The following is a 20810-nucleotide window of genomic DNA, read 5'->3' as shown; positions in this document are numbered from 1 at the left end:
TGAGGTTTATCATGGCGACATTACAGGAACACAGAACCATGACAGGTCATATTGAACAACCCGGCCTGATAAGAGCGTTGGATAAGGTTTGTAGATGCCTGGAAAATGCTCTTATTTTTGTTGCCGGATCTATGATTATTTGCGCCATGGCAATTACGTTTGTCGATGTCGTAATGCGTTATATTTTTAACTCGCCACTTAATTGGTTTTTTAATTTAATTACCATGTATCTGCTTCCTGGGTCTTATTTTTTGGCGTTTTCTTATGCGTTGAGAATGGGAAGCCACCTGAAGGTTGATTATTTCAAAAGCAAGCTGCCTTTAAAATTTACCAGCTTTTGCCTTTTGATCTTCGGCCTCATCGCCACATTGATGTTTAGCTATATTGCTTATACCTATTCTTTACGGGCATTCAGTGCCTGGCAAGAGAACGAGATCGTTTATGGCGTTGTGAGCTGGGTTGTTTGGCCTTCTGAATTTATTATCGCTATCGGCTCCTTTGTTTTCTCGTTCAGGTTGTTAATAACAACAATAGTTAACTATATTGTTAAGGGGAGCGATCTGTGATGGTCATTGCTTTATCTTTTTTCTTTCTGTTTTTTCTTTTGATAATAGGCCTTCCGGTTGCCATCAGTCTTGCGATATCCGGTGCTTTGGGCATTTTTCTAACCAATGGGATAGATGTTCTGCTGGGGATTCTATCGGCCTCGCCAGGCTCTGCTCTGACGACCTACGAGCTGCTCACCATTCCGATGTTTATCCTCATGTCGGAATTTATGGGGGTCAGCGGCATCACCGGCTCCCTGTTTAGCGCCATTGCCAAGTGGACAGACAAGATAAAGGGGGGCGTTGGGATTGCTGCTGTTGTCACAGGTGCGGCTTTTGGTGCCATTTCTGGCTCCAGTACAGCGGCTGCAGCCACGCTTGGGAAAATCAGCACGCCCGCCATGCAGGCGGAGGGGTACTCGCCGAAAATGGCTGGCAGTATTGCCGCTATTTCGGGCACTATTGCCATGCTGATTCCTCCCAGTGTCGCACTGATTTTCTATGGGCTGCTCAGCGGGGTTAGCATCAGTGACCTTCTGATTGCTGGCATAGTGCCTGGCATATTGGTGACGCTCACTATCGCCATTACCATCAAGATTCTTATCATCCGAAATCCAGTAGCCTCTAATAATAAGACCTATAGCTTCCGCGAAAAGCTGACAGCACTGAAGGTAGCTACCCCCTTTCTGATGCTGTTCAGTGTTGTTACGGGATTAATCTACACTGGCATTGCCACACCCGTTGAGTCCTCGGCTTTGGGTGCACTAGGCGCACTTTTGCTTGCTTTGAAATCAGGCAATCTCAATGCTGAAGCATTCAAAAATGCCGTTATAAATACGTGCTGCATTTCTGCCATGATCGGCCTTATTGTTGTTTGTGCACATGTTTTCGGTTACTTCATAACCATGACCGGCATCACCCGAAACTTAGTCAACTATGTGGGGCTGCTGGATGTTTCGCCATACCTGATCTTGTTCTTTCTGGTGATCCTCTATCTGGTGCTGGGGCTGTTCCTAGACTTGATCTCTATTCTGATTCTCACCATTCCTGTGGTGCTTCCGGTTGTCGTCTCGCTCGGGTTCGATCCGATCTGGTTTGGTGTGATCGTCATTTTGTTGGCTGAGATCGGTATTGTCACACCACCGGTCGGCATGAACGTCTTTGTGGTGGCGAAAGTGGCCAATGTACCTGTCGAGGAGCTTTTCTCAGGCGTCATACCCTACATCGTCATGCTGCTTGGTTTGATCGCTTTGTTAATAGCCTTCCCACAGATTGTGCTGTGGCTACCATCAACGGCTATGTACTGAGATGGTTATGTACTGAAGCGACTAAGTACTGAAACGACTATGTACTGACGCGTAATATCGGTAACTAGTCTTTGGGAATTTGTAGGCGTTTGGGTCAACGATAGATATGGTTCATCTATATAAAGGTGGGGTTAAGATTCAAACTTGTTGTAAAAACGTTATATCTATCATCAATGCACCATGCACTATTGGATTTATCCCGCTGTATTGATTAATGACTGGCACAAAAACTAAAGAGCGATAAAAGGGAGTACCATCATGAATAACTATAAAAAGCACCTTCCACTGCTATTGACGGGGGTTTTGACATGCGGTTCAGTCTCCGCGGCAGAGGTTGAACCCGTGACGCTGAAGTTTGCCGAATGGCTTCCCACTACTTCTTTTGCCATAGAGCATGGGGCCAACCCATTCATGGAAAAGGTGGCGGAGCTCTCCGACGGGCAGATACAGTTCGACTTTTATCCGGCAGAACAGCTTGGGCGTGGTTCTGAATCTCTGACCTTGTTGCAGACAGGTGTGGCGGATATTGCCAACGTATCTCCGGCTTATATACCGGAGAAGTTTCCTCTGTCTGGCGTTGTTGAACTACCGGAAATCGTCAGAAACTCCTGTAGCGCGGCGGATAGCTTCTATGAGATGGCCCAGCCAGGCGGGGCTATTTATGAAGCGGAGTTCAAGCGGCATCACATCCGCCCTCTGTGGGTGGGCAATATGGGGCGCTATCGCATACTGACCAACAATAGCAATATTTCGTCGCTCGATGACTTAAAGGGTCTGCGCATGCGTACTGCCGGTGGGCCTATGACACTCACCGCTGATGCTCTGGGGTCAAGCCCTGTCACCATGCAAGCTTCAGACGTACTTACATCGCTCTCTCGCGGTACGCTGGATGGCGTCTATTACCCACTTCGAGGCATCCTGGACTATGGCCTTGCCCCAGCACTGGATCAATTGATTCCGAACTTCTCCGTTGCCAGCTTCGGTCTCACCTACTCGATTAGTGATCGAGTGTGGAACCGCCTGTCACCGGAGCAGCAGGATATTCTGGTAGAGGCAGGCAGGTACGCTATGCAAACCTACTGTGATTATGTGGATAACTCTGAACCGGACATCATCCGTACGCTTGAGGAGGAGTACGGTATTACCCAAATGCCCCTATCGGATAGCGATCTTGAACAAGCACACGCCAACCTTGAAGGCGTCTATGACCGCTGGGCAGCACCCCTGCAAGCGCGCGGCCTGCCAACGCAAGAGGTGATCGAAGGCATGCAGTAAGTGGTGACGCCGGGCTCAGCAAATAGCCCGGCCGTTTTAGGCGGCTGCGCAGGGCTGCGGGAAAAGCAGGCAGTTCACAGGAGAGATAATATGAGCAGAACAACATTGCAGGGCAAGGTGCTAGCCAGTGGACTGGCGTTTCCTGAAGGGCCGATTGCCATGGAAGATGGCAGTATATTGGTCGTGGAGATTCAAGGAGGCCGCTTGACGCGCGTTCTACCTGACGGCGAGCTGCAGACCGTGGCTGAGGTGGGGGGTGGCCCAAATGGGGCGGCTCTTGGGCCGGATGGGCACTGTTATATCTGCAACAATGGCGGATTCAGTTGGCGTACTGATGAGGGCTACAGCCGACCTACCGGCGCTGCATCCGATTATGACGGGGGTTCGATTCAAAGGGTCAACCTTGCCACCGGCGCGGTTGAGACGCTTTATACTCACTGCCAGGACGTTCCGCTGCATGGCCCCAACGATATCGTTTTTGATGATCAGGGTGGTTTCTGGTTTACCGACTTCGGCAAGAAATTTGATGACCGCATCATGCTGGGTTTCCTCTACTATGCCCGATGTGATGGCAGCGAGATTCGCCGCGCGGCAAAGCATCTGCTGACGCCCAATGGGGTTGGTCTGTCGCCAGATGGGCGTATGTTGTACGTCTCTGAAACCGAAACCAGTCGGCTTTGGCGTTATCCGATCAATGCGCCCGGTGAGCTGGGGCAGGAGCCTTGGCCATCTCCCAATGGCGGCAAGTTGGTTCACGGCCTGCCGGGCTATCAGCGCTTTGACTCTATAGCGTTGGAAGAGAGTGGCAACATTTGTGTCGCTACCCTGGTGGATGGGGGTATCAGTGTTTTTTCTCCGCAGGGGGATTTGCTGGAGTTTCATGAAGCCCCTGAAGGGTATTGCACCAATATCTGCTTTGGTGGCCCAGACTTGCAGACGGCTTACATTACGCTGTCCGGTTATGGTCAACTGTTAGCGGTGCCTTGGCCACGCCCTGGTTTGCGTTTGGCTCATCAATAGCTTGACCAGCGAGCAAGTGCATTGAAAGCGCTTGAATAAATGGATGTGGCCGTATGTAAATAGTAACAGCGACTGCTCGTTAGCCAGCCAATCATGGATGGCTTGAGCACCACGGCATAGACGTTCCCTGCGCCCGCCCACTCTGTTGAGTAAGCCTCTGAGCGCTTGTAGTTTCCTTCCTGCATGCAGACTGACAGATCCGCGCTTCTTAGGGTCTGTCGGTCTATGGCCCGTTGGTGTCGAAGAGCGGCAGCGTCACCCCGTTCTACCCATTTTCTGGATGGCACTCTTCGCTACTCACTCTTCACCACTCACTCCTCTATCACGCTAATCACCACACCAGTGGCTTACTGCGCCACGTTTCCCTCACATTGAGATCGACAACCCTTGAGGTTTCAGGTTTGTGAATGCTTACAAAAGTGCCGCACACCCTGAGCGGTTAACGGCTAATGATCATTGTCACAAGCGCGTATATCCGGTCGCTGCGTGGTGCCTGACGGAGCGCTTTTGTTCAGGCGTGGTTATGGCGCTCGGATCGTTTCCTTCAGAATGTGAGTAGCGGTTAGCTATCGGTTTTTGTCCTGCATTGCGACCAAAGTATGTCGTGATAGTTGCAGCGCTATGGGCTAGTGTGTGTATTGCAGTATCCAACGGTATTCAAAAGTATTCTTATTAGAGGTGCTGATTCGATGAGTACGATTGGTTTTATTGGCCTGGGGGCCATGGGTGAGCCCATGTGTAAAAACTTGGCCAAAGGGTCGGGTAAGCAGGTGTTAGCCTATGACCTTTCTTCTGAGCCGTTGGAGAGACTGGCGGCTGAGGGTGTGCAGAAGGGCGAGGACGCTCTGCATGTGGCGCGCGAGAGTGATGTGCTCTTTTTGTCTTTGCCAAGTGGCCAGCATGTAAAAGGCTTGATGCTGGGCGAGGACGGCATTGCCGGTGAACTCAAGCCAGGTGCGACAGTCGTCGACCTGAGCACAACCTCGGTAGAGGATGCCCGGTGGTTGGCGTCTGAGCTGCAGGCCTACAAGGTCGGCTTTGCCGATGCGCCGGTCGCGCGCACTCGGCAAGCGGCGATTGATGGCAACTTGTGCGTCATGGTGGGTTGCGCCGAAACCGTTTACGGAAATATTAAACCGCTGCTGCAGAACATTGCATCAGACATCATCCATTGTGGCGATGTCGGGGCCGGTCAACTGGCCAAGATCCTGAATAATATGGTGCTTTTCGACACGGTGGCCAGCCTTTCCGAGGCATTGGTGATTTGTGAGAAAAGTGGCGCCGATCCTAAAAAGATTTTCGAAGCGATGTCGCTGGGGTCTGCTGACAGCTTTGCCCTGCGCAACCACTGCATGAACTTCATGCTCGAGAATGATTTCCCAGAAAAAAAGTTCCCGACTTCTTATGCATTAAAAGATCTCAGCTATGCGCTGGAACTGGCCGAGAGTTATGGCTTGACGTTGGGAATGGCGGAAAATACCAAGTCCCTATTTCAGAAAGCTATAAAGGAAGGATACGGAGAGCAGTACTTTCCAGTCATCGTTAATAGTATGCGTAATGACTGAGCTGATTCGTTAATGGAAAGTTAAACATATAACAATGACGAGAGGTGGCTGTGGCTTATACGAAGAAAGCATCCGCGCTGGCGGTGGCAATTTCCTTATGTGCAGCGGGCGTTGCCCATGCCGATACTCGGTTGACGATTGGTTCTACATCATCGTCGTCATCACACTACGGTTATTTCGTCGCTGTTTCGCAGATCATTAACGAGAATGTCGAGGGGGTGCGCTCTTCCGTCATGGAGACGGGAGCAACCATCGATAACTTGAGAAGGATCAAGCGCAACCAAGCGGATATGGGGTTAGTCACCACCAATGTTGCCTATGATGCCTATCACGGTGAGGGCGCCTTCGAGGGCAATGAAGTCCCCACCAACGTGCTATGGGTATATGGCCCTTCGGCTCAGAATGTCGTCGTCAGAGCGGATGCAGGCCTGAGCACCATCAGTGATCTGGAGGGTGTCAGATTCAATCCAGGGATTGTTGGCTCGGGCACGGAAGCGACCGCCGAAGCGGTGTTTGAGGTGATCGGCGTCGCGCCTGACTATGTCCGTGGTTCAACGACCGACATGGTTAACCAGATCAAGGACAACCGTGTCACCGGTTATGTGAAGAGCGGCAATGGCCGAATGCTGGATGCCTCCAGTATCGATATCGCCACGATGACCCCAGTGAATATTCTCGGTTTGAGCGATGAGCAGGCAGAGACCATTCGCCAGGAGCTGCCTAGCCTGGGGATCATGGAGATTGGCGAGAATGAGGCGGGTGAAGGCTATCCTGCCTATACCACCTGGGCGTATGGCAACACGGTGAGTACCAGAACGGATCTGGATGAAGAGGTCGCTTACAACATCGTTAAAGCGATCGTCGAACATCAGGAAGCCCAGGCGGCCGCGTTCTCGGTTTTAAAGGATGCCGATATCCCAGAGATGACCATTGAGCTGGCAACGACGCCTCTTCATCCCGGCGCTATTCGCTATTTTGAAGAGCAGGGGTATGAAGTGCCTGAGCATCTTAAACCCTAAGTAGTGACATCAAACGTGGTTGTTTTTATGAAATGGAGCTGACTTGAGTGTTGGCTCTATTTCTTTCTGACGTGAAGTTATCTTCATGGTGAGTCTTATGTTAGAAGTGGTTGAATCGGAATCACAGCCAATAGAAAGCGCATCATCCCGGCTGCCTGAAATAATAAAAAGACTGGTTGCCTTCTTACTTGGCGTGATGATCCTTTATACGGGGATCGCAGGTGCATTTGATTCTCTTGTACAGCGTTCAATGATGCTGGCGAGTGTGATCTTATTGGCCTTTATGGTGTATCCACCCAGTATAAAAGGACGTTTTATTCTCCTCGGGCGCGCCATGGATGCCTTGCTGTGCGTGTTTGCCATTGCCGCGTGCCTGTACGTGGCCTGGAATCAAAACCGAATCCTGACGCAGTTGCCCATTGCTGGGGTGGTGGACATCACCTTATGTGTACTGCTGGTGATCACGGTACTGGAAATATGCCGACGCTCCGTCGGGATCGCGTTTCCATTGATGGTGTTGCTGTCACTGGCTTACGTCTTCTTTGGCGATCGATTGTCGGGTGATTTTGGACATCGTGGATATGGCGTTGAGTTAGTGGTCGAAACCCTTTTCCTGTCGGATTTGGGGTTATGGGGCATGCTGACGGGGATTGGCGCAACGGTCATTGCCTCTTTTGTGCTGTTTGGCGCTGTACTTATCCGTACTGGCGGCAGTCAGGTGTTTATGGATCTTGCCATGATCTTTGCGGCCAACCGGGTGGGCGGGGCCGCCAAGATGGCCACGGTAGCCTCGGCTGCCTTTGGCTCCGTCAATGGCAGCGCGGTCGCCAATGTCGCCACGACGGGCGCCATGACCATTCCGTTGATGAAGAAAATGGGCTACCCAGCACCGCTGGCGGGGGCTGTAGAGGCGGTGGCTTCCACGGGAGGGCAACTGACACCGCCGATTCTTGGTGCAGCGGCCTTCATCATGGCTGAGACGTTGGGCATCAGCTATTTGTCGGTAGCGTTGGCGGCCCTGATTCCCGCGTTGATGTTTTATTCCAGCGTCTTTATGACCATTCACTTAATCGCCTTGAGAAAGGGGATCGGTGGGCTGCAGGAAGAGAGCAATGTGCCCAAACTGAGGGAAGCCATTAAGCTTTCCAAATCCGCACCGCTGCTAGTTGGGCTTGGGGTGTTGGTGGTGATGGTGTTAAGCGGTCGCTCGGTCGCTTTTTCCGCCTCCTTATCCATCGTGGGCATGCTGATCACCTATGCGTTGGCCGTCCTTGTCCGCGGGGAAGGTATCAAGCCGATCCTCGACACCTTCGTTGACTCGTGCGTAGATGCGGGTTACGGAATATTGATCATTATCACGATGCTGGTCAGCGCGCAGATCGTCGTCGCCATGATCAACATGACCGGCGTGGGCGTGACCATATCGTCCTTGGCCGTGGGGCTGGGTGGTGGCTACCTGTTTGGTGTCGCCTTTATCGTCGCACTGGCCTGCTTACTTTTGGGCATGGGCATTCCGACAACCGCCGCTTACGTACTGGTTGCGGCGGTCATGGCTCCCGCCCTGGTGTCCGCCGGCGTAGAGCCGATTGCCGCGCATATGTTCGTCTTCTATTTTGCGACCATTTCGGTGATTACCCCCCCGTTGTGTGTTGCCGTGTTCGTTGCTTCCTCGATTGCCGATACCCGCTGGGAAAGAACTGCGCTGCAGGCCGTACGTCTGGCGGCTGTCACCTACGTGATTCCGTTTCTGTTTATTACCTACCCTGGCGTTCTCTTTAACGGCGATGGTGCCCAGATATTGGAGGCAGTGCTGTCTGGCGTGGTGCTCGTCGTATCGGCGTCGATCGTGCTCTCGGATATTTTTGAAAAAGACAAGAAGAGGAGAGCAGGCGCGCTGCTGTGCATCGTTTCAGCGACGCTGGCCATTATCCCTTCCCTTTACGCGCTGTTGGCCGGCGCGATGCTACTGCTGTTTGTTCTAGCGTTCGTGAAGCCATTCGCCAGAAAGGCGGCAGCGTTCAGCTAAGAGATATGACTCAATTGAAGGAGTGATGTAATGGGTGAGATCAAGCGTTATCAACTTCGTATTGGTGATCAATGGCGTGACGCCGCAGAGGGACAAGTGCTGGAGTCGATCAATCCGATTAACCAGCAGGCATGGGCATTCATCCCTCAGGCAACCGCTGCTGATGTTGACGACGCGGTGCAAGCGGCACGGCAGGCCTTTGAAACCGAATGGCGGTCTACCAATGGCCTGCAACGCGCTGCGTTAATGCACGAGTTGGCGAACCTGCTCGAAACTGATGCCGAGCGCATGGCCCAGTTGGAGACCACCGACAACGGCAAGGTCATCCGCGAAACACGGGTGCAGATGTGTTTTGCGGCGCGTAACTACCGCTACTTTGCGGGCTGGGCGGACAAGCTGCAAGGCGAAAGCATCCCACTGGATCGCCCTGAACTGGTCGATTTCACGACTCGCGAGCCGCGTGGCGTGGCCGCCTTGATTACCTCTTGGAACTCGCCGATAGCGATCCTTGCCAACAAGCTTGCACCGGCCTTGGCTGCGGGTTGCACGGTGGTCATCAAGCCCTCGGAGATGGCGAGCGTGAGCACTCTGGCGTTCGCCGAGCTGTGTGAAAGAGCGGGCTTTCCGCCGGGGGTGATCAATGTGGTCACCGGGGATGGTCGCGTCGGTGCGGCACTCACCGGGCACCCCGGTATCGACTTGATCAGTTTCACGGGCGGCACGGCGACAGGCAAGGCGATTTCTCGGGTCGCCGCCGAGCATTTAACACCGGTGACCCTCGAGCTGGGAGGTAAGTCGGCCAACATCGTCTTTGCCGATGCGGATCTTGAGCAGGCGGTGACGGGCGCCGTGGCAGGCATCTTTGCCGCTTCCGGCCAGACCTGTATTGCTGGCTCACGACTGCTGGTACAGCGCGATATCTACGACCAGGTAGTGGCAAAGGTGTGTGAACGTGCCCAGGCGATTCGTATTGGCGACCCTCGCGATGAGAGTACGGAGATGGGGCCGGTAGCGACGCCGGGGCAGCATCAGCGTGTGCTGGACTTCATCGAGCGTGCCCGCGCCCAGGGAGCCACGTTGGCGGCGGGCGGCCGGGTGCCTCAGGGCGACCTATACGATCGCGGCTATTTCGTCGAACCGACGGTATTCTCGGATGTGGCGCCGGACTCCGAACTGGCTCAAGAAGAGGTGTTTGGGCCAGTCTTGGCGATTATTCCCTTTGATACCGAAGAGCAGGCCATTGCTATCGCTAACGGCACCGCCTATGGGTTGGTCGCCGGACTATGGACGCAAAATTTGGCGAGAGCGCATCGCGTTGCCAGGCAGCTTCGGGTGGGTGGGGTATGGGTCAACACCTATCGCACAAATGCGGCGCAGGCACCCTTCGGCGGGGTCAAGGCCAGTGGGAGTGGCCGCGAGCGCGGAATGCACGCGTTGGATGAGTACCTCGAGATTAAAAACCTGATGATCGACCTATCCAACGAAGCCCGCGATCCTTTTGCGATTCGTACGTGATTCAGTCGCCATCATGCTCAAAAAAGGCCTCTAGGCGGATCTTGTAAGCCTCACGGATATGGCTCCGTGCCACTTTTTCTGCGGCTTCTGGATCACGTGCTTCAAGGGCGTTAATGATGGCTTCGTGCTCACTACGCGCGGCTTTGGCACGGCTTGGTTTAGCTAACGTGCTAGGCCCGAGCAACATCATGGATTCGTGTAGTGAGTTCAGCATTTTAAGCAGATAGCGGTTGTGAGCGCAGCGGTAGAGGGTGCTATGGAACAGTTTATTGTTCTTAACGAGATCATGAGTCTCCTTTAACCGTGCATCGCGATCGCTAATTTCGCGCAGAAAAGCGATTTCAACCTCTGAGGCGTGTTGTGCGGCAAAGCCCGCCGCCGTTCCCTCGAGCATCTCGCGCATAGCATATAGCTCGCTAATCATGCTGTGGTCGAGTTCGGTGATGATGGTGCCGCGGATCGGGTCATTAGCGACCAACCCTTCAAGCTGTAAACGATTAAGCGCTTCGCGTACAGGCGTACGACTTAAGCCTATGCGCTCCGATAAGTCGACTTCACGAATCCTTGTCCCAGGCGGCAGGGTGCCTTCCTTAATAGCGTCGATGATGTAGCTGTAGGCCTGCTCGCTGCGCGGTTCGCCGCGCTGATTGGCTGCCTGGGTGGCGTGCTTGCGTGGTTTGGATTCAGTCATGGCGACCAGCCTCACGTTGCGGGTTAGACGAATGGCCATGATATGACAATGAACAATACTTGTCATTTTGAACACTGTTGGATACATTTGTATTTATTAGAATTTGGTGAGCGTTTTCAGCGTCACCATCTCTTCTTGTTAGTCATCATGAGGGAGTTCCAATGTTGTCATCGACTGGAGAGCGGCTCAGTGAGGCCGATCTGACTGGCCATGACGTGCTGGTGATTGGCGGCGGTAACGCAGCGCTGTGTGCCGCTTTATCGGCACGTGAGCAGGGTGCCAGCGTGCTGTTACTGGAGAGTGCTCCACGTCAATGGCGCGGTGGAAACAGTATTCACACCCGTAACTTGCGTTGCATGCATTGTGAGCCCACCGATGTGCTGAGTGACGCCTACCTTGAGGATGAGTTCTTCGATGACGTTTGGCGTGTGACCGGCGGCATCACCAACGAAGCGTTGGCGAAGCACGTGATTCGAGCCTCGGAAACCTGTACCGACTGGATGAAAAGCTACGGTGTGCGCTTTCAACCATCGTTGGGTGGCACGCTGCACCTGGGGCGAACCAACGCCTTCTTCCTGGGCGGCGGCAAAGCGCTGGTCAATACCTACTACCAAGCCGCTGAGCGACTTGGGGTGACCATCCTCTACGAGGCCGAAGCCGAACAACTCGTCTTCGATGGCAACCGCTTCGACCATGCGTTGGTCACTTACAACGGCTCACCCCGCAAGGTGAGTGCTAAGTCAGTGGTGATTGCCTCAGGTGGCTTCGAGTCCAACCAAGCCTGGCTGGAGGAAGCGTGGGGCGAGGTCTCGCGTAACTTCCTGATCCGTGGTACCCGTTTCAACCAAGGCAAGATGTTGCGCAGCCTGATCGATAACCACGCCATGGTGGTCGGGGATCCGATGCAGGGGCACGCGGTCGCTATCGATGCACGCGCGCCGAAGTACGATGGCGGTATCGTCACCCGTGTCGACTGTGTATCCCTGGGGATTGTGGTTAACCGCGATGGTCTGCGCTTCTATGACGAAGGCGAAGACTTCTGGCCCAAGCGCTACGCCATCTGGGGCCGGCTGATCGCCAAGCAGCCGGGGCAGGTGGGCTATTCGATTACCGACGCCAAGGCGCAGGGGCGCTTTATGCCGTCAGTGTTTCCACCCGAGCAGGCCGATACGCTCGAGGCGTTGGCGCTCAAGCTCGACCTGCCGGTGGATGCCGTACTCAAAACGGTCGCGGAGTTCAATGCGGGCGTGCAGCCTGGCAACTTCGATCACAGCGTGCTCGACGATTGCCATACGCAAGGGGTGACACCCGAAAAGACCCACTGGGCGCAGCGTATCGACGAGCCTCCTTTCTACGGTTATCCACTGCGTACTGGCATTACCTTCACGTACTTAGGCGCCAAAGTCGATGACAAAGCGCGTATGTACATGGCTAACGGCGAGTTGGCGGACAACGTTTTCCTAGCTGGTGAGATCATGGCCGGTAATATTTTAGGCCAGGGTTATGTTGCTGGCTTCGGGATGACCATCGGCACCGTATTTGGTCGCATTGCAGGCACAGAGGCAGGCAATTATGCAAAAGATTGATGCAATCATCGAAGAAACCCGTAACAACATGACGATCTGCAATGCCTGCCGGTATTGTGAAGGGTTCTGTCCGGTATTTCCGGCCATGGAGCGGCGCCGTACGTTTACTCCCGAGGATCTCAAGTATCTGGCCAACCTATGCCACAACTGCGGTGAGTGTTACTACGCTTGCCAGTACGCGCCGCCCCATGAGTTTGCCGTCAACGTACCGCAGTCAATGGCCAAGCTGCGTGTAGAGTCCTATCGCCAGTATGCCTGGCCACAGCCGCTGGCCCGTCTGTTTGACCGCAGCGGCTTGCTTGCCGCCCTGGCACTGGCGGTAGGGTTGACGCTCATCCTGCTGATTGCCATTGCGCTAAATGGGGATCTGGCGGCACTGGTCACCACCCAGCATAGTGGCGACTTCTACGCGCTATTGCCACATAACACCCTGGTGGTCACCTTTGGTTCGGTGTCGTTGTTTGCGCTACTTGTCTTGATCATGGGGATGGTGCGCTTTTGGCGCGAAAGCGGCGAGGGGGTCTCTGGGCTTGGCGATGCCGAAAGCTGGCAGCAGGCACTCAAAGAGACGTTCTCACTCAAGCATCTTCACGGTCAGGAGGGGGCAGGCTGCACTTACCCAGATGCCTATCATTCACACTGGCGGCGGCGCTTTCACCACTTTACCTTTTACGGGTTCATGCTGTGCTTCGCCGCGACCGTGACCGGCACCCTCTACCACTACCTGTTTGGCTGGCAGGCGCCCTACAATTTTATCAGCCTTCCCAAACTGTTCGGCACCTTGGGCGGTATTGGCCTGTTGATAGGCCCGGCGGGGCTGCTGTACCTCAAGCTGGTGCGTGACAAGGAGACGGCTGATGTGCGTCAGATGGGAATGGATGTGGCGTTCATCGTGCTGCTGTGGCTGACCGGCTTAACCGGCCTGTCGTTAATGCTGCTACGCGAGACCTCCGCCATGGGGGTGATGCTGGTGGTGCATTTAGGCGTGGTTATGGCACTTTTCATCACCATGCCCTATGGCAAGTTCGTGCATGGTTTCTATCGCTTATTGGCGGTCTATCGTAACGCCCTGGAGCGCAATCGCCTTGACCAATAATCTTCTCTCCAGAGGCAGCACCCGCACGCCAACCGACATAATATCGTCTGTAGGCCTCTACCAGGTGTCACCTTACCGCTTATCAAGCGGCCGCGAATCAACTTATGACTAAATTAGCCATGAGGGGTTGCTCTCTCATGGTTGTTACGACGAAGACGCTGAGCGGCACGGAAATCGTCAATGAGGCATTGTAGCCCTAGTGCGGCGAAGCCGATCGGTAGGAGTACTGACGTTAAGCTCGCTGGCTACGCTTATTTCACGCAGGTATTCGTTTGCCTGGTAATGGCCATTTAGAATCCGCTGGAGTACTGAGAGGCACCTCAAAGGCCTTATTAATCCAGGTTATCGAGCGATCAGCTCAGCAATTCGCTGCGCAGTCGTTTTTACTTCCGTGATAGCGGTCTCTTTATCTAGATCCTCCATGGCCACCACGCCCACACAGGCCTCAATGGTGGGGCGAAACGACGTGGACGAGATAGCGCTGGCCACGCCTACTGCCCCGCGTTGTAGCTGTCCATGAGTCAGGCTGTAGCCGTCGAGCCGTGCCTGCTTAATCGCCTCACCTTCCTCCGGGTGAGGGGGCCGTTCGGCAAGGATGGCAATACCGGCAGCGCCCAACGTCAACGGATGGCGACTACCCACCCGGTAGCCGATTTGCAGAGGCATTTCTCCTGATTCTGCCACCATTAACACAACGCACTCCTCCCCCTGAGCGACAGAGATAAAAGCGGTAGCGCGCGTGGCTCTGGCGAGTGCCTGCAAGAGTGGCTGGGCAATAGCGCGTAGATGAGGTTCAAAGCGGGACGCAAGCAGTGCCGTACCAGCACCCAGGCGAATGGGGCCTTCGGGGGTGCGCGTAATCAGCCCATGGCTGGCCAGGGTGGTGACGATGCGGTAGGCAATGGCTCGATGAATATCGAGGCGTTCAGCCAGGTCGGCAATAGAAATGCCATCGCTATGCTCGGAGACAATTTCCAGTGCCTTGAGTCCGCGATCAAGCGTTTGCAACGTGTTGTTAGCCATAGAGAGGCACCTCGGTACTGTGATTCGTTAAGTGGGCTCGATAACTGGACTCAATAGTTAGCCAAGCGATACAGACTAACGCAGCTACGCCGAGGAGTTGACTCGCCGACAGAAACTGCCTACCTTCATTGTGCATTAAAAGAAACTAAGTGTTCGATAAAAGTAAAACAAGCACGAGCCACTTAATTTTACGGAGCCCTTCATGGCATCAGTGTCTCACCGTTCCGGTAGCGCATCGGGCGAGTGCCCTTTTCAACCACCACAGGCGTCCGTGTCACTATCGCCTACCGGCTGCCCTGTCTCCCCTGAAGCCGCCGAATTCGATCCCTTCGATGCGCCTTATCAGCTTGACCCCGCTGAGGCACTGCGCTGGTTCCGCGAACAGGAGCCGGTTTTCTATAGCCCTAAACTCGACTACTGGGTCGTGAGCCGCTATGAAGATGTGAAGGCGGTTTTCCGTGACAACGTCACCTTCTCGCCCTCTATCGCGTTGGAGAAACTAACCCCCGCACCGCCCGAGGCGATGAAAATTCTCGAGGGCTACGGTTTCGCAATGCGTCGTACCATGGTCAATGAGGATGAGCCGGATCACATGGAACGCCGTCGCCTACTGATGGAGGCCTTCCTGCCCGAGAACCTTGTAAAGCACGAAGCGTGGGTACGTGAGTTGGTGCGTGACTATATGGATCGCTTCATCGACAAGGGGCGTGCGGATCTGGTGGGCGAGATGTTTCGGGAAATTCCCATGACCGTCGCACTGCGCTTCCTGGGTGTGCCCAATGAGGATGCCAAGGAGCTTCGCAAGTTCTCGGTTGCCCACACGTTGAATACCTGGGGCCGACCCTCCCCAGAGCAGCAACTGCAGATTGCCGAGGATGTGGGCCAGTTCTGGAAAACCGCACAAACTATCCTCGACCGCATGTGTGCCGATCCCAGCGGCGAGGGATGGATGTACGATTCGATCCGCATGCACAACAGGCATCCTGACATTGTGCCGGAGAGCTATTTGCGCTCGATGATGATGGCCATTCTGGTGGCTGCCCATGAGACCACCGCGTTCGCCACCACTAATGCCTTTCGTACTCTGTTATCAAACCGGGAGTCATGGAATGACATTTGCGAGAACCCTGCTTTGATTCCCAGTGCTATCGAGGAGTGCCTGCGCGCCGCCGGTTCGGTCGTGGCCTGGCGACGTATCGCGACCGAAGACACCCTGGTCGGGGACAAGAAGATTCCAAAGGGGGGGAAGCTGTTAATCGTGCAGGCGTCGGCCAACCGCGATCCGAGACACTTTGAAAATCCTGACGAGTTCGATATCTACCGCCATAACGCAGCGGAGCACTTCACTTTCGGCTACGGTGCGCACCAGTGCATGGGGAAAAATATCGCCCGCATGGAGATGCGCATCATTCTTGATGAATTTGTCCGTCGGTTACCCCATATAGAGCTGGTCGAGGATCAATCGTTCGAGTACCTGCCCAACACCTCTTTCCGCGGGCCCACGTCTCTATGGGTGGAGTGGGAGCCGGCGCAGAATCCTGAACGACGCAACCGCGCTGTACTGGAGAACCCTACGCTTTTCCATATTGGCGCACCTATCAAAGAGGATATCTTGCGTCGGGTCGTGGTCGACGAGGTGAAACGTGAAGCTGAGGCGGTGATTCGTGTTGGTCTGGTAGATCCCCATGGGCGTGAGTTACCTGACTGGACTCCGGGTTCGCATATCGAGTTGGTCTCAGATAAGTGGCGCCGCTACTACTCACTGTGCGGGACGCGCGATGACCGTAACCGTCTCTCCATCGCTATCCTACGAGAGCTCGAGGGGCGCGGCGGCTCGGTGTACTTTCACGACACGGTCAAGCCGGGAGATGTATTGCATATCGCTGGCCCCAAGAACCATTTCCACCTGGACGAGGCGGCAACGCGCTATACCCTGATTGCCGGTGGTATTGGCATCACGCCGATTATTGCCATGGCGGATCGACTCAAGGCTCTCGGCAAGCCCTATGTACTCCACTACTGCGGCGCTGGGCGGCGAACCATGGCCTTTTTGGAGAGAGTTGAACGTGACCATAGCGCCGCGCTAACCCTCCATGCCGGTGATGAAGGGTGTCGCCTTGATCTACCGAGTGCACTTAGCAGCCTAGCCGAGGGTGAACAGGTCTACGCCTGCGGCCCTGAGCGACTGCTGGAGGCGCTTGGGTCACTGGCGGAGAAGTGGCCCGAGGGTACCTTGCACGTTGAGCACTTCACCGCTCGCTCCAACATCCTCGATCCTGAGAACGAGCACGCTTTCGAAGTAGTGCTTGCGGACTCCGACCTGACGCTGCAGGTCGGTAACCACCAGACCCTGCTTGAGGCGCTAACTGCGGCGGGGGTGGATGTGCCTAGTGACTGCTGCGAAGGCCTGTGTGGAACCTGCGAAGTGGCGGTGACCGATGGGCATATCGATCACCGAGACCTAGTGCTCAGCCGTACTGAGCGCGACGCTAATGACCGCATGATGGCCTGCTGCTCGCGGGCAGCGGGCAAGCGTCTGACTTTGGCGCTCTAAACGTTAACACCCTTAAAAGAATCTCTGTTTTACACTGGCACCATCGGGTACATGAACCATTAAAAAGGATAATCACAATGAAAAAAATGGCGACGTTGACCACCTTTTCAGCTCTCATGCTCTTGGGCTCTTTTCAAAGCGCGACAGCGGCCGATACCGTGCTTCAGGTGAGTACCTGGGCGGGCCCTAACCACGGCGTTAATACCATCGTCTGGCCCACTTGGGGGAAATGGGTTGAAGAGGCGACCGACGGCCGTGTCAGTGTCAATGTGACCCACGACCTTGGGCCGCCTAACGCGCAAATGGAGTTGGTGGCAGATGGCGTCGCCGATGTCACCTGGCTCTTTCACGGCTTAATGCCAGGACGTTTTGAGCTGACCAAGCTACCGGAATTCCCCACTTTTGAAGACTTTTCATCGGAAAATGCCTCCGTGGCTTACTGGCGTACTCATCAAGAATTCCTAAGCGATGCCGGTGAGCATCGTGGTGTAGAGGTACTAGGGTTGGGTGTGCATGGCCCTGGGGCGCTCTTTCTTGCTGAACCAATCGAAAGCCTTGACGATTTGCAGGGCAGAAGGGCGCGCATCGGTGGCGGCGTGATGGCGGATATTTCCAATGCGCTAAGCCTCACTGGGGTCGCACTACCGCCAGGTGGGACATACGAGGCCGCCACGCAAGGGGTGATCGACGGTGCCATGCTCACCCTTGAAGGACTCAAGAGTTTTCGACTGGCCGAGGTATTGCCCTACACTGTACAAATGCCGGGTGGCTTCTATCGTGGCAGCTTTTCCCTGGTCATCAATCCTGATACTTGGCAGTCGCTTTCCGAGCAAGACCGTAACGCCATCATGGATGTCTCAGGCGAAAAGCTTTCCCGCCTGTTTGGTTTCATGATGGATACTGTCGATGTGCGTGGCGTTGAGTTTGCTAAGGAGGAGGGCAACACCTTCATCGAATTGCCTCCTGAAGAGGTTGAGAACTTCATGCAACTGGCGGCCAGCCTCCCCAACGACTGGTTTGAAGTGGCAGCTGCGAAAGATGTTGATGGAGAGGCCGCCCGCACATTCTTTCTCGAACAATTGCAGGTTGTCGCAGGCGACGATGAAGGCCTGAGCGCTGACGATGTGATTGATCCTGACGCCTAAACTAGGTGTTTTTAATGGGCTAGGCTTTGTTTGAAAAATCGGCGAAAAGGCGGATCGGACTCGCGTACGAGTCGATTTTTAACGCCGTATGGTCGAGCGCAGCCAGTTTTCAGACAAAGCCTAGGTTATGTTTTTACTCTTTAGTAGTGTCTTGCAGCACGCCGCGATTAATCTGATCCTCTTCGATGGACTCGAAAAGTGCTTTAAAATTGCCCTCTCCAAAACCATCATCGCCTTTACGCTGGATAAACTCGAAAAAGATGGGGCCAATAACCGTTTTTGAGAAAATCTGTAGCAAAATCCGGGTTTCGCCGCCGCCTACGACACCTTCACCATCAATTAAAATGCCCCGATGACGCAGTTTATCGAGAGGTTCCTGGTGGTCTTTAACGCGCTCTAGAGATTTTTCATAATAGATGCTCGGCGGGCCAGGCATAAATTCGAGTCCAGCATCAGCAATTAAGTCAGTACCGGTATAGATATCGTCGGTCGCAATAGCGATATGCTGAATACCTTCGCCGTTATACTCACGCAAGTACTCTTCAATCTGGCTGTGATCGTCGGCACTTTCATTAATAGGAATACGGATTTTTCCATCGGGGGAGGTTAATGCGCGGCTGGTAAGACCTGTTACTTTACCGGAGATGTCAAAGTAGCGTATTTCACGGAAGTTAAAGGTGTCATGATAAAACTTATACCATGTATCCATGTTGCCGCGAATCACGTTATGAGTGAGGTGATCCAAATAGTAAAAACCAAATCCTTTAGGAGTTGGATCTTCCTTATCTAACCATTCAAACTCGTTTGAGTAACAGCTGCCTTTTTCGCCGTAAGTGTCGATAAAGTAAAGCAGCGAACCGCCAATGCCAACAACCGCAGGCGCATCGATGGATTTGTTGCCGGTGTACTCTTCAGCCCCCAAGTCGATGGCGCGTTTTAGCGCATGCTGAGCATCAACTACTCGCCAAGCCATCGCCGGTGCACAGGGGCCGTGTGCATCAATAAACACTGACGCATGCGAGTTAGGCTCACTGTTAAGGAGGTAGTTGATGTCGCCCTGACGATAAACGGTGATTGATTTGTCACGATGTTTTGCAATGGGAACGAAACCCATTTGCCGAAATAAGCCATCGAGTTTTTCCGGCTCGGGGTGCGCAAATTCAACGAACTCGAAGCCATCTGTGCCCGCTGGGTTTGCATCATTTATGGTTGCTTTGGGTGCGTCATGAGGGAAGGGGCCCATCGCTGTCTCTCCTTTATTGTCTTGTTGGGTGACAAATTCAGTATAGGGAAGAGTCAGTACAATTAGGTTGCAAACTAACCTAAGATGCAGCCAATGGTGCATGGGTTGTGCGCAATAGGGGTGTTTTATGCACGGAATTTCTTTAGATCGTTATGATCTTGCAATTTTGTCAGTATTGCAAAAGAACTCGGCCCTCACCAATTCAGAATTGGGAGAGCGTGTCAGCCTATCTCCTTCGCAGTGCTCCCGACGCAAAGCACGGTTAGAAGCCGAAGGTGTGATAAAGGGATACTCGGCTAGGCTTGATGCCACTAGCCTCGGGTTTGGGCTGCGCGCCATCACCCGGGTTAATCTCAAAGCTCATGGTGAAAGCATGGATGGTGATTTTGTGTCATTACTGACGAAGCACGCCATGGTTCGTGAGGCCTATTCTGTGTCGGGAGATGCAGACTATGTATTACACGTTATCGCCAAAGACCTAACTGAATTTTCGGACTTTATTCACCATCATTTATTACCTCATCCTAATGTCACCCAGGTTCGCTCTGAAATAATACTGCGTAGTATGAAAGAGGAGCCGGGGCTGCCGGTGAAAGGTGGCTAAGTAACAGCGTTCTGTTAGCGAATCGGGATAGCGGTCTCTTCTTTGATATTACGTAGCACGAAATTGGAGTTGACCTGGGAAATGCCATCCAGGGTGAAGAGTTTCTCATTAAGAAAGCGGTCATAAGCTGCCATGTCTTCAATCACCACTCGCAGCACGAAATCCGCGTTGCCAGTAGTGGCATAGCACTGCAGCACTTCTGGGTATTGCAGGATGCGGTTTTCAAACTCGACGGTATTGTCGATATGGTGGCGAACCAGCGTCACCATGACCAATGCCGATAGTGGCTGGCCCACCAGGCTGGGTTCCACCAACGCCGCAAAGCGGCGGATCACGCCACTCTCTTCCAATGCCTTGACGCGTCGCCAGCAGGCAGCGGGGGATAGTCCGATCTGTTCGGCAAGTTCATTGTTGGTAATGCGCCCCTGTTGCTGAAGCAGGGTAAGAATGCGCTGGTCATGCCTGTCTAAGGTGGTTTCTTTGGTCGTTTCTTTCATGGTGCCATTTCTTTTATTTGTGATTTGTTGAATATCATTGCGTCAAAACTAAAAAAATGAAAGTAATGATCAATAACCAGACTTTTGAAGAGTTAATTA

General features: G+C 53.8%; 17 protein-coding genes. 13 read left to right on the top strand and 4 right to left on the bottom strand.

From position 1 onward, the window contains the following. Positions 1–38 precede the first annotated feature (38 nt). The 8 genes from OM794_RS20805 to OM794_RS20770 all read left to right on the top strand — a co-directional run bounded on the left by OM794_RS20805 (position 39) and on the right by OM794_RS20770 (position 10272). On the top strand, positions 39–566 hold the full coding sequence (locus OM794_RS20805; protein ID WP_226246562.1) for a TRAP transporter small permease: 528 nt from the start codon (positions 39–41) through the stop codon (positions 564–566). Continuing rightward, entirely contained in the window at positions 566–1852 is a 1287-nt protein-coding gene (locus tag OM794_RS20800; RefSeq protein ID WP_226247022.1) for a TRAP transporter large permease, read from the top strand. The genes OM794_RS20805 and OM794_RS20800 overlap by 1 nt, the downstream gene beginning before the upstream one ends. A gap of 258 nt (positions 1853–2110) precedes the next feature. Then, complete coding sequence (dctP, locus tag OM794_RS20795; protein ID WP_226246563.1) at positions 2111–3127, top strand: TRAP transporter substrate-binding protein DctP; 1017 nt, start codon at positions 2111–2113, stop codon at positions 3125–3127. Between the two features lie 90 nt (positions 3128–3217). Continuing rightward, on the top strand, positions 3218–4147 hold the full coding sequence (locus tag OM794_RS20790) for an SMP-30/gluconolactonase/LRE family protein (RefSeq protein ID WP_226246564.1): 930 nt from the start codon (positions 3218–3220) through the stop codon (positions 4145–4147). Positions 4148–4836: 689 nt separating this feature from the next. Beyond that, positions 4837–5712, top strand: coding sequence for an NAD(P)-dependent oxidoreductase (locus tag OM794_RS20785; protein ID WP_226246565.1), 876 nt, complete (start codon positions 4837–4839; stop codon positions 5710–5712). 50 nt (positions 5713–5762) lie between these two features. Then, positions 5763–6731: a TAXI family TRAP transporter solute-binding subunit gene (locus tag OM794_RS20780; RefSeq protein ID WP_226246566.1), complete on the top strand. Its 969-nt coding sequence runs from the start codon at positions 5763–5765 to the stop codon at positions 6729–6731. Between the two features lie 97 nt (positions 6732–6828). After that, positions 6829–8757, top strand: a complete 1929-nt coding sequence (locus OM794_RS20775) for a TRAP transporter permease (RefSeq protein ID WP_226246567.1) — start codon at positions 6829–6831, stop codon at positions 8755–8757. 30 nt (positions 8758–8787) lie between these two features. Further along, entirely contained in the window at positions 8788–10272 is a 1485-nt protein-coding gene (locus OM794_RS20770) for an aldehyde dehydrogenase (protein WP_226246568.1), read from the top strand. A gap of 1 nt (position 10273) precedes the next feature. Here the strand turns inward: OM794_RS20770 and OM794_RS20765 are convergent, their stop codons facing one another. Next, positions 10274–10963, bottom strand: a complete 690-nt coding sequence (locus OM794_RS20765; RefSeq protein ID WP_226246569.1) for a GntR family transcriptional regulator — start codon at positions 10961–10963, stop codon at positions 10274–10276. 161 nt (positions 10964–11124) lie between these two features. On the opposite strand from OM794_RS20765, the gene tcuA reads away from it, so the two are divergent. Both tcuA and tcuB read left to right on the top strand, forming a co-directional pair. Next, positions 11125–12549 (top strand): FAD-dependent tricarballylate dehydrogenase TcuA, encoded by a 1425-nt coding sequence (gene tcuA / locus OM794_RS20760; RefSeq protein ID WP_226246570.1) that lies wholly within the window; start codon positions 11125–11127, stop codon positions 12547–12549. Then, positions 12536–13645: a tricarballylate utilization 4Fe-4S protein TcuB gene (gene tcuB / locus OM794_RS20755; protein ID WP_226246571.1), complete on the top strand. Its 1110-nt coding sequence runs from the start codon at positions 12536–12538 to the stop codon at positions 13643–13645. Before tcuA ends, tcuB begins: the two co-directional genes overlap by 14 nt. 342 nt (positions 13646–13987) lie before the next feature. Here the strand turns inward: tcuB and OM794_RS20750 are convergent, their stop codons facing one another. Then, the gene (locus tag OM794_RS20750; protein WP_226246572.1) at positions 13988–14668 is read right to left on the bottom strand and encodes an IclR family transcriptional regulator; all 681 of its coding nucleotides are present in this window, start codon (positions 14666–14668) and stop codon (positions 13988–13990) included. A gap of 202 nt (positions 14669–14870) precedes the next feature. Between OM794_RS20750 and OM794_RS20745 the strand changes: the two genes are divergently transcribed. Together OM794_RS20745 and OM794_RS20740 are read left to right on the top strand one after the other, a co-directional pair. After that, positions 14871–17222 carry a cytochrome P450/oxidoreductase gene (locus OM794_RS20745; protein WP_265154013.1) on the top strand — a complete coding sequence of 784 codons (2352 nt, stop codon included), beginning with the start codon at positions 14871–14873 and terminating at the stop codon, positions 17220–17222. 77 nt (positions 17223–17299) lie between these two features. Next, a complete protein-coding gene (locus tag OM794_RS20740; RefSeq protein ID WP_226246574.1) occupies positions 17300–18367 on the top strand; it encodes a TRAP transporter substrate-binding protein in 1068 nt (355 codons plus the stop codon). Positions 18368–18500: 133 nt separating this feature from the next. Here the strand turns inward: OM794_RS20740 and hppD are convergent, their stop codons facing one another. Beyond that, entirely contained in the window at positions 18501–19610 is a 1110-nt protein-coding gene (gene hppD, locus OM794_RS20735; protein ID WP_226246575.1) for a 4-hydroxyphenylpyruvate dioxygenase, read from the bottom strand. 127 nt (positions 19611–19737) lie between these two features. On the opposite strand from hppD, the gene OM794_RS20730 reads away from it, so the two are divergent. Continuing rightward, the gene (locus tag OM794_RS20730; protein ID WP_226246576.1) at positions 19738–20214 is read left to right on the top strand and encodes an Lrp/AsnC family transcriptional regulator; all 477 of its coding nucleotides are present in this window, start codon (positions 19738–19740) and stop codon (positions 20212–20214) included. Between the two features lie 14 nt (positions 20215–20228). Here OM794_RS20730 and OM794_RS20725 read toward each other — a convergent pair whose 3' ends face one another. Next, the gene (locus tag OM794_RS20725; RefSeq protein ID WP_226246577.1) at positions 20229–20711 is read right to left on the bottom strand and encodes an Lrp/AsnC family transcriptional regulator; all 483 of its coding nucleotides are present in this window, start codon (positions 20709–20711) and stop codon (positions 20229–20231) included. Between the last annotated feature and the right edge of the window lie 99 nt (positions 20712–20810).

The organism is Halomonas sp. BDJS001 (assembly GCF_026104355.1).
In the GTDB taxonomy this organism is placed as follows: Bacteria; Pseudomonadota; Gammaproteobacteria; order Pseudomonadales; family Halomonadaceae; genus Vreelandella.
This window is presented reverse-complemented; position numbering and strand designations above follow the sequence as displayed.

Coding starts and splice junctions, on each gene's coding strand:
- OM794_RS20805 (WP_226246562.1), top strand. CDS start 39: ATGACAGGTCATATTGAACAACCCGGCCTGATAAGAGCGTTGGATAAG.
- OM794_RS20800 (WP_226247022.1), top strand. CDS start 566: ATGGTCATTGCTTTATCTTTTTTCTTTCTGTTTTTTCTTTTGATAATA.
- dctP (WP_226246563.1), top strand. CDS start 2,111: ATGAATAACTATAAAAAGCACCTTCCACTGCTATTGACGGGGGTTTTG.
- OM794_RS20790 (WP_226246564.1), top strand. CDS start 3,218: ATGAGCAGAACAACATTGCAGGGCAAGGTGCTAGCCAGTGGACTGGCG.
- OM794_RS20785 (WP_226246565.1), top strand. CDS start 4,837: ATGAGTACGATTGGTTTTATTGGCCTGGGGGCCATGGGTGAGCCCATG.
- OM794_RS20775 (WP_226246567.1), top strand. CDS start 6,829: ATGTTAGAAGTGGTTGAATCGGAATCACAGCCAATAGAAAGCGCATCA.
- OM794_RS20770 (WP_226246568.1), top strand. CDS start 8,788: ATGGGTGAGATCAAGCGTTATCAACTTCGTATTGGTGATCAATGGCGT.
- OM794_RS20765 (WP_226246569.1), bottom strand. CDS start 10,963: ATGACTGAATCCAAACCACGCAAGCACGCCACCCAGGCAGCCAATCAG.
- tcuA (WP_226246570.1), top strand. CDS start 11,125: ATGTTGTCATCGACTGGAGAGCGGCTCAGTGAGGCCGATCTGACTGGC.
- tcuB (WP_226246571.1), top strand. CDS start 12,536: ATGCAAAAGATTGATGCAATCATCGAAGAAACCCGTAACAACATGACG.
- OM794_RS20750 (WP_226246572.1), bottom strand. CDS start 14,668: ATGGCTAACAACACGTTGCAAACGCTTGATCGCGGACTCAAGGCACTG.
- OM794_RS20745 (WP_265154013.1), top strand. CDS start 14,871: ATGGCATCAGTGTCTCACCGTTCCGGTAGCGCATCGGGCGAGTGCCCT.
- OM794_RS20740 (WP_226246574.1), top strand. CDS start 17,300: ATGAAAAAAATGGCGACGTTGACCACCTTTTCAGCTCTCATGCTCTTG.
- hppD (WP_226246575.1), bottom strand. CDS start 19,610: ATGGGCCCCTTCCCTCATGACGCACCCAAAGCAACCATAAATGATGCA.
- OM794_RS20730 (WP_226246576.1), top strand. CDS start 19,738: ATGCACGGAATTTCTTTAGATCGTTATGATCTTGCAATTTTGTCAGTA.
- OM794_RS20725 (WP_226246577.1), bottom strand. CDS start 20,711: ATGAAAGAAACGACCAAAGAAACCACCTTAGACAGGCATGACCAGCGC.